This window comes from Xenorhabdus entomophaga, from assembly GCF_037996725.1.
Taxonomy (GTDB): domain Bacteria; phylum Pseudomonadota; class Gammaproteobacteria; order Enterobacterales; family Enterobacteriaceae; genus Xenorhabdus; species Xenorhabdus khoisanae.
This window is the reverse complement of record NZ_JBBMXH010000112.1, coordinates 1-12,955: the sequence shown is the minus strand read 5'-3', so window position 1 is coordinate 12,955 and position 12,955 is coordinate 1. Positions and strand designations below refer to the sequence as shown.

Annotated in this window: 13 protein-coding genes and 3 pseudogenes; 4 read left to right on the top strand and 12 right to left on the bottom strand. The window is 41.7% G+C overall.

Going from position 1 to position 12,955, the window contains the following annotated elements; translation table 11 throughout:
• Positions 1-106 precede the first annotated feature (106 nt).
• From AAC854_RS18700 to AAC854_RS18670, 7 genes and pseudogenes are all read right to left on the bottom strand, one after another.
• Positions 107-442: a group II intron maturase-specific domain-containing protein gene (locus tag AAC854_RS18700; protein ID WP_340618431.1), complete on the bottom strand. Its 336-nt coding sequence runs from the start codon at positions 440-442 to the stop codon at positions 107-109.
• A 19-nt stretch (positions 443-461) separates the two neighbouring features.
• Positions 462-1,293: pseudogene (locus AAC854_RS18695) on the bottom strand (DUF4158 domain-containing protein); the annotation flags it as partial.
• Between the two features lie 360 nt (positions 1,294-1,653).
• Entirely contained in the window at positions 1,654-2,148 is a 495-nt protein-coding gene (locus AAC854_RS18690; protein ID WP_084728628.1) for a Rid family hydrolase, read from the bottom strand.
• A 388-nt stretch (positions 2,149-2,536) separates the two neighbouring features.
• Positions 2,537-3,751, bottom strand: a complete 1,215-nt coding sequence (locus AAC854_RS18685; protein ID WP_047964940.1) for an MFS transporter — start codon at positions 3,749-3,751, stop codon at positions 2,537-2,539.
• Positions 3,752-3,827: 76 nt separating this feature from the next.
• Positions 3,828-4,700, bottom strand: coding sequence for an NAD(P)-dependent oxidoreductase (locus tag AAC854_RS18680; protein ID WP_047964939.1), 873 nt, complete (start codon positions 4,698-4,700; stop codon positions 3,828-3,830).
• Between the two features lie 139 nt (positions 4,701-4,839).
• On the bottom strand, positions 4,840-5,424 hold the full coding sequence (locus tag AAC854_RS18675) for a TetR/AcrR family transcriptional regulator (protein WP_047964938.1): 585 nt from the start codon (positions 5,422-5,424) through the stop codon (positions 4,840-4,842).
• 203 nt (positions 5,425-5,627) lie between these two features.
• Positions 5,628-6,047, bottom strand: coding sequence for an MGMT family protein (locus tag AAC854_RS18670; protein ID WP_047964937.1), 420 nt, complete (start codon positions 6,045-6,047; stop codon positions 5,628-5,630).
• A gap of 220 nt (positions 6,048-6,267) precedes the next feature.
• On the opposite strand from AAC854_RS18670, the gene AAC854_RS18665 reads away from it, so the two are divergent.
• The 4 genes and pseudogenes from AAC854_RS18665 to AAC854_RS18650 all read left to right on the top strand — a co-directional run.
• On the top strand, positions 6,268-6,885 hold the full coding sequence (locus tag AAC854_RS18665) for a recombinase family protein (RefSeq protein WP_047964936.1): 618 nt from the start codon (positions 6,268-6,270) through the stop codon (positions 6,883-6,885).
• 60 nt (positions 6,886-6,945) lie between these two features.
• Positions 6,946-7,401: pseudogene (locus AAC854_RS18660) on the top strand (DUF4158 domain-containing protein); the annotation flags it as partial.
• Positions 7,402-7,535: 134 nt separating this feature from the next.
• On the top strand, positions 7,536-8,744 hold the full coding sequence (locus AAC854_RS18655) for an IS256 family transposase (RefSeq protein WP_340618430.1): 1,209 nt from the start codon (positions 7,536-7,538) through the stop codon (positions 8,742-8,744).
• Between the two features lie 193 nt (positions 8,745-8,937).
• A pseudogene (locus tag AAC854_RS18650) lies at positions 8,938-9,309 on the top strand (Tn3 family transposase); the annotation flags it as partial.
• A 105-nt stretch (positions 9,310-9,414) separates the two neighbouring features.
• Here the strand turns inward: AAC854_RS18650 and AAC854_RS18645 are convergent.
• The 5 genes from AAC854_RS18645 to repA form a co-directional block, all read right to left on the bottom strand.
• Positions 9,415-9,663, bottom strand: coding sequence for a DUF2442 domain-containing protein (locus AAC854_RS18645; RefSeq protein ID WP_047961516.1), 249 nt, complete (start codon positions 9,661-9,663; stop codon positions 9,415-9,417).
• Positions 9,647-9,877, bottom strand: a complete 231-nt coding sequence (locus AAC854_RS18640; RefSeq protein WP_047961515.1) for a DUF4160 domain-containing protein — start codon at positions 9,875-9,877, stop codon at positions 9,647-9,649. The genes AAC854_RS18645 and AAC854_RS18640 overlap by 17 nt, the downstream gene beginning before the upstream one ends.
• A gap of 67 nt (positions 9,878-9,944) precedes the next feature.
• Positions 9,945-10,238, bottom strand: coding sequence for a helix-turn-helix domain-containing protein (locus AAC854_RS18635; RefSeq protein ID WP_047961514.1), 294 nt, complete (start codon positions 10,236-10,238; stop codon positions 9,945-9,947).
• A 662-nt stretch (positions 10,239-10,900) separates the two neighbouring features.
• A complete protein-coding gene (locus AAC854_RS18630; protein WP_047961513.1) occupies positions 10,901-11,986 on the bottom strand; it encodes a hypothetical protein in 1,086 nt (361 codons plus the stop codon).
• Between the two features lie 384 nt (positions 11,987-12,370).
• A complete protein-coding gene (gene repA / locus AAC854_RS18625) occupies positions 12,371-12,634 on the bottom strand; it encodes a replication regulatory protein RepA (protein ID WP_047961512.1) in 264 nt (87 codons plus the stop codon).
• Between the last annotated feature and the right edge of the window lie 321 nt (positions 12,635-12,955).

The window sequence follows — 12,955 nt, the reverse complement described above, 5'->3', positions numbered from 1 at the left end:
GTGCTGTTGTTTTTCAGTCAATGTCATGGTGGTTCCCCTTCTCAATAAAAGAAAACACACTATGACAAAAGATTAACCAGTCAGGTATGTGGGGTTAATTAGGCGCTTACCTTGTCGTTGACCGTTCGCGCCGCGTACAAATTTCCCAGTGTGCAAACAGACTAGGTTTAATGCTCCGTATTCTGCCTAACCATTCATACGCCTGAGCCAAACTACCGTGTACTCGCTTATATTTGCGGGTAATCCATTTAGCAAGGTGCAGATCTACATGACTGGCTATACGGTCCATTGCTAACCGATAAAAGCGCCCATAGTACTTAATCCAACCTCGTAACATGGGATTGATCCAATGTGCCGTGACTTCCAGCGACAACGGGGTTTTGTGACTCAAATCCCAGCCCCGTACTGCCTGCCGGATTGCCTTCGCAGCCCTGGCGCTCATTGCTGGCAGGAAATTCACCGATACAGACCAGCGTGGCATAACGCCATATGTCAGAAAATTTACTCAGATCCCGGCTGCTCATTTTCCGGCCTTCTCGTGCCAATTTCAGCAGTCGATTCTGGTGAACGGAAAGTGCAATTCCCTCAGGCAGGGCCAATTCCGCAATAGCATTCAGACGATCAATATGTTGCAGGACATTTTTACCGTTAATTTTACCCGGTGGCTGAAGCAGCCATGCCAGACGGGAAGGTTGTTCACCATCCGATATAAGCAGACTATCCAGAACTATTTTATGCTGCTTTTCCAGCGGTGCGATAAGAGCAGAAAATACCATTCTGTCGGCGAGTGTAGCGGCTTCAGCAAGCATTCTTTCAATCACATCGATAGAGGGAAAAATAATGTTATTGTTATGCAGCCAGCTGAGCATCTCTTCCGCAAGCAGAATTCCTTTATCGGTTCGCATGGCATGGCATGGGGATACAGTCTTTTTGTAACGACCGATTGAAAGGGGATAGTTCCAGGTATCGATAGAGTTCGGTCAGATGTTCCCAGCAGGTTTGCTCTCTCGACGCATACTCATACCATAATTCAGGCTGAAGCTTCAGTTGGGAAGCTACTCTGGATACGACACCCTCGTGAGGAGTATTGTTTTTGTCCGGAAGGAATCCAGGTCCCCGCAGATAACAAAGTAATACAGCGAAGCCCAGACGATTTGCAGGGCGTCGATGTTTATTAATGAGCGCAATATCCTGTTCATTTAAAAAACACATCCGGGTAAGAAGAATGTCATCATCGGGTACAACCAGTAAACCGACTTGTTCTTCACTGCTCAGTATCTGTCGCCGTGGCATAAATGTTTCCTTCACATATAGTTTTATTATGTTAAGGTTTGAGGTGACCGAAATGGAAGGATTTTGTTAAGGTTGGAATAAAAGTTCATCGTATCGTCAACGTAATTTTTGCTTTGCAAATGGAATGCGTTCATGTAGCTTCCGCATGAGTTACTAAAGTGTTAATATAACCAGTTAATTAATGTAAAAATTTTAATTAGATCACTTTATGTGGCTAATTATCGAGTAATTCATTAAGCCACTATCACGTTATTTTAGATTGAATGCTGTGCGGACAATCTATTTTGATATATTAAGGTAACAAATAATTAACTTATGCGGAAGCTTTAGGTGATAACCTAATCTATAATTACCACTTCTTTAATTTAACACTGCGATAACATCTATTTCCACAAGCGTTCCAGGCAGAGGTAATGCTACTACTTGAATTGCAGTTCGAGTTGGTTTGTTTTGTAAAGAACCTTCAAAAAATTCAGCATAAGCTTGCTGGAAACCTTGGAAATCAAGTAGGCCATTCTTCTCTGGTGTACCCACTAAAAAAGCTCTCAGTTGAATAACGTTATCCATCTTAATATTGTTTTTTGCAAGTATTTTTTTTATTTTTGATAGTATTGATTGTGTTTGAGTACGAGTGTCACCATATGCTAAAACCGTACCTGAAGGTGCATTAGGATCTGAAATATCGGCAAGAATACCACTAATATAAACTAATGAGGATTTTTCAGATATAGTAATTGACTCTGCGTATTGAGAATTAGTTGAACCATTACGGTATGTATCTATATTATTTTTACATCCCGTAAGGATAAAAAAAACAAAAAACACACAACCCAAACTAATTTTTCTGATATTCATAATTGACTCTCCATCATATTTTAAGTTTTGTACCCTATGAATTCAGGCTATGCCTGAAAAGGGAACCTTCCCATCATTTTTCAAGTTGCAATTTTGTTGTCTTTATTCGCTAGCTCTCGTCACATAGTTATATCTGTCAAGGCTAACTAGTGAGCTAGTTTTGCACTTTTTTGTGCCTAAATAATACAAATTTGAATTATTTTGTATACAATTCGAGTAAAATATTTATCCTTAATAAATTAGAAATACTCACCCTGTACATTTAATTTTCGCTCGTGAGTTAACTCTACTATCTATGCTACTACCATTGATATTTAGAAAGAACTACCAAACCAATAGAACAATGAAAAAACCACAAGAATTAATTGATAAATTGCATCAATTCACTTTAGTCTTCGTTCCTCCGACTAGGTTTAAATCCGTGAGATTTTGCTTGAAAAACAACTAAAATACTTAGTATTGCTAATGCAAACATAATTATTGTAAATGATGATGGTCCTAGTTGTTGAAGTAATCCCCCCCCGATTAAACCACCACCAGCGACAGCAAGATTAAAAACAGTAACTAGCATTGATTGTGCAACATCTGCGCCATTACCAGCTGTATCTGCAATTGTAGTTTGTAATAATGTTGGAGCGCCTCCAAAAGTCATTCCCCAAAGAGTGATACCTAAAAGAACTATCCAAGGATGATAACTTCCTACGCCAATTAGAATAGCTGCAAGAGCGAACCCTGTCAGACTAAGTATTGTCAATAAACGGAGCGATCTATCTACCCAAATACCTGTTATCCAAATTCCAACAATCGATGAAACTCCAAACAACAACAGTACCAAATCAACTCGATTTCCGAGACCTACAGATGTTAAATAGGGAGAAATGAAGGTGTAAAGAATGTTGTGTGCTAGTATCCACAAAAAAATAACCCACAATATTGAACGAATACCTGGGATAAGGAATATCTCCTTCACTGACTGATGCCTAGTTTCTTTTTGTCCTAAGAAATCAGGGATTGCTGTTCTTACCCAACCTATTGATATTAATGCGAGGGCTGACATAATCCAGAATACCCCGCGCCAATCAAATAGACTTCCTAGCCATGTACCAAGTGGTACCCCGAAACAAAGTGCAATAGGTTGTCCTATTCCTACAATAGCTAATGCTCTCCCTTGGAGATGCCCTGGCACCATATTTCTAGCATATCCAGCAAGAACTCCCCAAATAACCCCCGCAGACATACCTGCAACTAAGCGAGATGCTAATATAACCATATAACTGGAAGATAGAGCAGTAAGAGAGTTAAATATAAGCAACCCACCAATTGCTAACAAAAATAGAGGTCGTCTTGACCAGCTCCGAGTGGCAGCAACAATAGGTATAGCTGCAATTACAGACCCTAATGCGTATACAGAAACCATTTGCCCAGCAAGGGACTCAGATATATTTAAATCACGACTAATTTGTGGTAACAAACCAGCAGGTATTGTTTCCGTCATAATAGTTATAAATCCCGCTAAAGTGAAAGCGAGGAGTTTTAATATAGGAATACTTTCTACATTACCTATAGTCTCTGTTGGTACGTGATAACCAAGTGAATTTTTCATTATATTATCTCAAGGTCGATAGAAATATTATCGACCCTTTTATAGTTACGATATATCCTACGCAGAGCAATAATTATTATTTGGCAAAGTAAGTTGCGACCATATCTTTACTACCGTGACCCGCTTGTTGTGCTCGTTTGAAACGTTCAAGTCCTGCCTCAACGCCATCAACTTTTACACCAGCGCGTTTGGAGGCATCTATAACTAATTCAGAATCCTTTACTGCATTATCCAAAGAGAAGCTAGCATCATAATTTCCAGAAATTATTGCAGTAGACTTTAGCTGGAAATACATATTATCCATCGGTCCACCTTTAACTACGTCAATAACAAGTGATGGATCTACACCAAGAGCTTTAGCGATAGATAAGCTTTCAGCGATCCCATGTGTTAAAGCGAAAGCCCAACTATTTAGGGCAAGTTTGAGCTTGCTACTCATACCGCTTTGCTCTGAAACCCACACAGTACGCTGACCAATGGCATCAAATATAGACTGAACTGTATTACGATCGGATAAAGGACCTGACGCAATAATAATTAACTTACCTTGCTCAGCTGGACCTTTAGTTCCTTGAACTGGAGCATCAAAATATTTAAGGCCATTTTCAGCAGCAAAGGTTTCAAGTTGTTCATTTGCTGTAATACCAACAGTACTGCTCTGAATCCAGATTGTCCCTTTAGATAAACTAGGTAATGCAGAATTTATAACTTTTAATACTGAATCACCATCTTTAAGCATTGTTAATATAATATCAGCATTACTAACTGCGTCTTGCACGTACTCATGTACAGTTACTCCGAATTCTTCCAGATTTTTTGCTTTTTCATAAGTGCGATTCCATGCGCTAACGTTAAAGCCATTCTTTTGTAAATTACAAGCGATAGCAGCTCCCATAATACCAGTACCAAGTACTGCAATTTTATTAGTGGCGTGTACTATTTGAGTCATAAATTTATCCTTCGAAATATGAGATATAATCTCGTTTGCTTAAATAGGGTATATTTTCAAACTGACAATTTAAAAAATAAACACCAGTTATTAACTAATCATTCCAAAAAATTTTGTATTTTTACGATATGATGATTACTTATTCTATTGTACTCATCGCAACGTCAACGATATCAGCGAGTCGCTCAGAACGATCTGTTTGAGGTGCTCCTTTACTGACAACTCTAATTCCTTGAATTGTGCTGACAATAAATCTAGCCAAAGCGATGGGCTTTCTGGTCGGGGCTATTTCACCTGTGACTTGACCTCGAAGTATCAAAGTACTCAGAGCATGTTCCATTCTGCTTAGGTTCATCGCTACCAGATTTGCAATATCACAATCATGTCGTGCCATTTCTAAAGAAGCATTTGCAACCATACATCCCAACTTTGCAGTATCATTGAGTTCTTCTGAAACGATTTTCAGAAGTAATTGTCGAATCAAATCCTTAACTGAGTCGTTTCGAGTAAGTAATTCAACGTAACTTGCTGTCATTTCATAATAAGACTGTAGGGCAAACTCATAGAGTCCATGCTTACTACCAAAAGTATTGTATAAACTCCCTCGTCCTAATCCCGTATCATTTACTAAATTCTGAATACTTGTACCGGAATACCCGCGAAGCCAAAAAGTACGCATTGCAGCCTTAGCTATCACATCCAGATCAAATTCTTTTGGTCTCATAAAATTTTCTCTTTTTGGAACGATCGGTCAAATAAAATTTATCACCAAGCATATAAGACAGTCAAGTTTGATATATAGGGGTCCGCTTGGAAAACGGAAAATATCCTACGCTAAGCCTATTTATTGCACAGTTCCTCATCAATACTAAAACTCATTATGTGCATTTCGGCGTTTCCGGCGTGCAACCCCACTAAATTTCTTGATTACACCCATTCATCAACATTCTCCCAGACGGTGCGAAAAGTCCCTGTTGTAGGAACTCTGAACTCAAACCAATTTGTTTGAAAAACTGCCTGTTGGTCGATATCAACACTTCCCAAAGGAGATATAACGACTTCACTACCTGGAGCTTTAGTTTGTTGGTTAACAACTATTGAATTTAATGGTGGTAAATCATTCAACAAGCACAAATTTCCAATAATGCCTAATTGACGACCTAATGTCCTCCCTGCTTGCCTTGAGCTATGCCCCATTTGTTCAGCTAACTCGCCATAAGTAATGGTAGATAAACCATTAGATTTATTATGCTCGACGAACGCCACAAGAATCAGCCAGATTTGTTGTGCTTGTACATAAAGGCGATCTCCGCGTTCAAATTTTTTAATCGTTGGCTTACTTTGCATTAAAATCCTCCATATTGTTCATTTCTGCGCAAATAGTTCAATAAAGAGCGCGTGGTTCACAATGGCATGGACTGCTCAAAAATGCAATGTGTAAACATTGGCATGACATTTATGTATACCACAATGTCATAGCCTAAAATTCTGCCATTTCTCTTTTGGATCATTACCTATCTGTCATGTACATTATGATCATTATTTAAATGTCATAATTGGGTTAAAAATGTACATTCACGGCTATCTACGTGCATCAACAAAAGAACAGGATGCTCTCCGGGCAAAAAATAGAATGAAAGCCTTTGTTGAAGAGAAAGGCTTTCGGTTAGCCAGTTGGTATCACGAAAATGTATCCGGCGCGTCACTGCAACGGCCAGAACTTTTACGATTGCTTGATGATGCTGCACCGGGTGACATTATTCTTATTGAGCAGGTTGACCGCCTTTCACGTCTGGATGAAGCGGGCTGGCAGAAACTTAAACAACTTATTCAGGAAAAACACCTCGTGATTGTCAGTCTTGATCTGCCGACGAGCCATATGGCGCTTGCAGAAAATGCGGGTGATGAGTTCACTCTGGCCATGCTTAAAGCGATTAACGGAATGATGCTTGATATGCTGGCAGCCATTGCACGTAAAGACTATCAGGATCGTCGGCGGCGTCAGGAAGAGGGAATATTGAAAGCCAAAGCCGCTGGTAAATTCCGGGGACGCCAAGCAGATAACCAGCTGCATGAGAAAATCATTGAACTTCGGGTTAAAAACAGGCAGAGCATCCGAGATACCGCGAGATTGTGTGGTGTCTCAGAACGAACGGTTATACGTATAGTTAAACTGAACACATGACTCAGAGGGATAAAATTTGAATAGGTAAGTGAGCTGAATCCGTATGTAAGGAGAATATTTATGCCACGGCGACAAATACTGACCAGCGAGGAAAAAGAATGCTTACGGATCGTACCGGATGATGACATCTTACTGACCCGGATGTGCTTTTTAAGTGAACAGGATTTGGCACTTATCAACAAACACAGAGGATCAGCGAACCGTCTGGGTTTTGCTGTTTTACTCTGTTATTTGCTCGGGCCGGGTTTTACGCCGGATAAAAACAGCTCTCCTCACGATGGCGTTATTTCCAGATTAACTGACTGGTTAAAACTTCAGCCTGATTTATGGCACGAATATGCGGTGAGAGAGGAAACCCGTTGGGAGCATCTGGCTGAGCTTTATCGTTACTTGAGGTTGTCACCTTTTAGCCGATCTCTGCAAAAGACCTGCATCCGCCATCTTTATCCACATGCCATGCGAACCGATAAAGGCTGGCTGATTGCTGAAGAGATGCTCTCTTGGTTACACAACAATAAGGGGTTATCGGGTCGCGCAAGGGAACTTCCCCCCTGCGCTCCCACGGAACCGGACGTGACGAGCCTGTACATAGATTTGTGTAATTGCCCGATTTTGATATGTTTAATTAACCCTCAAAAGAAGGTGAACTTATGGACGACAAACAGTTACAGGCTCTTGCAACTGAATTGGCTAAGAATCTCAAAACCCCTGATGATCTCAGTCAGCTTTCCCGTTTGCTCAAAAAATTAACCGTTGAAACCGCCTTGAATGCCGAACTGACTGAACATCTCGGCCACGAGAAAAATAGCACCAAAACAGGCACCAATACTCGCAATGGCTATTCATCAAAGACGGTCATGAGCAATGATGGCCCTTTGGAATTACGTATTCCCCGTGATCGAGAAGGCGTGTTTGAGCCTCAACTGGTCAGGAAGCATCAAACCCGGATCACGGCCATGGACAATCAGATCTTGTCGCTGTATGCCAAGGGGATGACGACCCGGGAAATTACTGCCGCCTTCAAAGAAATGTACGACGCGGATGTATCGCCCACGCTCATCTCAAAGGTCACTGACGCCGTACTGGAGCAAGTCACTGAGTGGCAAAATCGCCCGCTGGATGGCCTATACCCTATTGTTTATCTTGACTGTATCGTCATTAAGGTTCGACATGAGGGGCGGGTGATCAACAAGTCCGTGTTCCTGGCTCTGGGGATCAACCTTGAAGGTCAAAAGGAGCTCCTGGGTATGTGGCTGGCCGAAAATGAAGGGGCGAAGTTCTGGCTGTCCGTACTGACCGAGCTCAAGAACCGGGGACTGGAAGATATTCTCATTGCCTGTGTCGATGGACTCAAAGGCTTCCCGGATGCTATCAACACTGTTTATCCCGAAACCCGTATCCAGCTGTGCATTGTGCATATGATACGCAACAGCCTGCGGTTCGTGGCCTGGAAAGACGACAAAGCGGTCACCCGTGACCTAAAAGCCATTTATCAGGCGCCAACAGAAGAAGCGGCGTGGCAGGCACTGGACGCATTTGGCCGGACTTGGGACACCCGTTATCCCCAAATCAGCCGTAGCTGGCAGTCTAACTGGAACAATCTGTCGACGTTCTTCGCCTACCCAGCCGAGATCCGCAAGGTCATCTACACAACGAATGCGATTGAATCGCTGAACAGCGTTATCCGTCATGCGATTAAAAAGCGTAAGATGTTCCCGTCAGATGAATCTGTGAAGAAAGTGATCTGGCTGGCTATCCAGGCTGCGTCACAGAAATGGACCATGCCGTTACAGGACTGGCGAATGGCAATGAGTCGTTTTATTATCGAATTTGGTGACCGCCTGGACGGTCACCTCTAGAAAAGGCATTTACACAAAATGCAGTACAGGCTCCAGGGGGGAAGTTCCCTTGCGCGACCCGATAACCCCTATAGTACCGCAGTCTCTCCCCTTTACTTTTACGGTTGTGTACAGATAAAAACCATGAATACTGGTGTTGACATATCAGGGAAGCCCTTATAGTACAATAACTTCCGGCCTCCAAGCTGCCCCCTATATTCTGCGTTATCTGACCGATCAGGATTTACGTCATACGGTTCAGCTTCAGCTCAATAAAGGCGAATACCGGCATAAGTTACCCCGATGGATCTTTTTTGCAAACCAGGGTGAATTCACAACCGGTGACTACGAAGAAATCATGAATAAGGCCAGCGCTCTGAGTCTGGTATCCAATGCAATCCTGTACTGGAACACATCAAGAATAAGCAATATTGTTAAAGGGTTACGTGAAAATGGTGAAGTTATAGATGATGATGTATTAGCCCATATCTCTTTACTACCCTATAAACACGTATTACCCAATGGCACTTATTTTGTTGATGGGGAACTTTACGGTACAGAGCCTACCGAAAGGGCAAAACCGTAAGGTTCTGTTCAAATGCTCCCGCTGGTCCTTAGCGTACGTTTTCGGACGGTTGAGCTTCAAACCCCTTATTACATTATGCATCGCTGCGGTTGGGTGCGCTAAAAATTAGGCCGCATGATGGGGTTGTTGAGTAATATCTCCACGACCAGATAATAATCCTTCCACTGAAATATCTTCATCCAGTTCATCCCAGTGAATACCCCGGGGACTGAGTTCAAAATTTTCTCTGGCTATAGCGGGAGCATGCATTAACCGTGGAAACCAAGCCAGGGGTACACCCAAAGTTCTGGCATCACTCAGTTCGACCCACATATTGTATTCATCAAAACGTACACTTTTAGCCGAAATAGTCATTCCAAGCCTCCCTGTTTAGTTTAATTACGCCTGTCAGTTCTTTAAGCTCCCGGGCATTAAATCCATCATTTCTTGCCAATGAAACATCTGGTACTAACCAGAATTTAGCTTCCCCTTCAGCACTGTGAATATGAATATGCACAGGCTCAAGGGGATTTCCTTCGTTTGAGTAGAAGAAAAATCGATATCCCTTAAAACGTAAGATGACTGGCATTCGTCTTAGTTCCGTACTAATTAGTTCACGTTTAAACTCCACAATGAAATACTCACCGAATTCTTAACTAGACCAGCAGAACTTCCGGTCCGAGTCGTTCAAGAATGCGGAGCATTCTGAGAGCTGGGCCACTTGGTTTCTTTTCTTCACGTTCCCATTTGGAAACACTTTCTTTTGACATGCCTAACGCCATAGCTAACATAGATTGGGACATTCCATGTTGCGCACGAAGTTGTTTTATTTCAGTGCCTGTCATCATTGTAACCGCTTTAATTTGATCGTTGACTAAGCTTACAGGCGAAGTATCGATTACGTGTAGTTCTTCAGCTAACTCAAGAATATTATTTAATTTATTACTCATAGATAATTTTCTCCAAGCAGTAATGCTTACTATAGTAACAGGTACTACTTTTAAATCAAATAATTTGCATACTATGCGGGTTTTATGAGCGAAGCGAATGAAAGGCGGCTCTCATTATCCAATGGAAACAACGCGGTTGAACCGCCGAAGCCAAGAGGGAGTTAATGGGGACTAGAAACCCCTTCTTCCTACTAAGCTAAAAAATTATCAGAGAGTTTTTGGGTTTAATAAGTTCTGCCAGAGGCACGCAGTGATCACGCCATAGGCGTGATGTATCTGCGCGTTAGCGGGCGTTTACGACCGCTTACGGGACGTTATTTATGGAAATTTTCCCTTGAACGTAGTGAAAGGGACTAACTATCGAGAGTTGCAGCTTTTAGGCTCAACTCGATTTTTTATTCCTTATTTATAAGGCTTGTTTTGTTCAGGAATAAACTTCGAAATTAATGAAAGATTAAAACACATATTCGAAGCTAACTGTTTTATTTTTATACTTCTTAGCAGTTTTGAGCAAAAAAGCTGTTTCGGAAGCGGAAACAATCGAAAAAAATGAAGAAGTAGATAAGTTGACCGGGTAAGAAACAATCGAAATTTATTACCATGTGAAACACCGAAACCGCGCTAGGCACGGTCAGTTGGATTTGTCTTTAAGGAAACTCTCGCTAAGTTAGAATGATTCCTTCTTGTTCAAGTAACAAGCGATAGAATTGTTCCGAGTATTCACTTACGTGAGGATACTGTGCCTTTAGTTTGTTTTTTGCGTAGTGAACAGCAACCGGTGTTGTTGTTTTTTGCCATTCGACAAACATACTCCAGTAGATTGAATCTGATTTGTCCTTTTTACGTAGATTCGCCACTGAACGCCGCGTTCTCTCAAGTTCGGCTTCCAGATTTTCCGCTTGGTTATCCAGAGTCTCAATGTTGTCTTCGATGTGTTTCAGCGCTTCGTTTTTCTGTTCCTGTAAATCCTGAGCAACCACTGAGCGTTTAATCTTTTTCAGTAACTGGCGCAACGCATGTTTATTTTCTACATCAATACCCAATCGCGCCATGTTCAATAAATGACGTTGGTATTTTTTTTCCAGATTTTCAAGCTGGCCACTTTTTATAGCCCAGTTTTGGAAGTCAATTAAGCTCTGGCGGATTTCGTTACGGGGAATGCCTTTGGACATGAAAAATTCTGGTTTCAACCAAATTCGCACCGGCTTATTTTGGCCCGCATCACGGTCTTTATCCCGATGGACGACAATTTGTCCCATTTGCTCAAGGACTGACAGCGCATGAAGTGCTACATCATACGATTTACGGCCGTTTTCATATTCATGCAGCACGCCCATTGCCTTAGCGATAAATTCAAAAGGCACCATTACTTCAAACAGATAATCATGACCGGGGAAAAAATCCGCATTTGCCACAAACGCCAGTGACAGTGAAGTCAGAGCTTCACGGCTCTCAGAACGTGTACGGATGCGCATCGGTTTTGGCACATAGTACGGGTTTTTCCGCTCAGAATACGGCGTATAACCCTTTTGACGAAGAGCGATAAGGTCACTATCCCGTCGCCAGTCATGGCTTTTCAGAGTACGGGATAACCGGGCAGACGTCCCTTTAGGGATTTTGATGTCCTGTTTCGGGATATTGCGCCGATGGATTTTCGACTGCCCCCGACGTAAAGCGTTGGATTCACCACGCCGGCTACGACGAACAGAGGGATCAAATGTTGATTGGGTGTGTTGATTTTTAAGCACATCCCCTGCACTTATGGCGGGTATCTAAAAGTTGCAATAGAAGTCTCATCGTTCTATACTCCTATGCAGAAACCATTATCGATTTCTGCAAGTGGACCCCATATATCTGAATGCAAGCCGCCAAGTTTGATGCAGATTGTGGGGTTTTTCTTTTTAGCGATTAGTTAATCATATTATCAACTGCCCGCATTTAGTCACCTTTCGGCGCGACTGACCAACAAAAAGCCTTGATAACCTAGCACTGTGAAACAAAAAACTCAATAAACCTTTCTAATTGTTTTACTCTCACCAATAAATCATCTGAACTTATCAGAAAAATAAAATAACTAAATAAAAATTAAACAATATAGATATTAGCACCGGAAGAATAAACGCTCAAGAAGGTTATGACGTTACATCGTTCATGCTGTGATCTGTGCTGGCTTTTTCTATTAACCGACTAATCATTTCACCCTGAGATATTCCCTCTACTTCACACATTTTTTGTAATTTTAACTTAAGCTCATTAGATACATAAACTCTGATAGTTTTATCATTTGCAGCCTTGCGGCGAGCAACAAATGCTTGTTGTTTTTCACTCCCTGTTAATGGCTTACCTTTTCTGTACGGGCGTTTTGAGGAAGAAGCAGCTGTACTTGCCTGTGACATAAAACCTCCATGCGTATAATTCAAAATCTATATATTGGCGAATAAAATAGTATATATCATAACCAGTTAACATGGGTTATTTCTGAGCATATCTACAGGTAAATTGAGGTAAAAGTCACATCAACGGTTTGACGCTTTCTTACTTAACCGTTAGTATTTTTTTCTACAAAAATGATCCATCGCCTGTCAGGATCGCCTTCGGGTGGCGAAACAAATCTATGGTCTTCCCCGTTTTTGCAACACTCATTTTGATGTATGGTTGGCTTGCTTAAATCTATCCGGCGTCTCTATGAGTATGGATACCCGCGCCACGATGAGTTC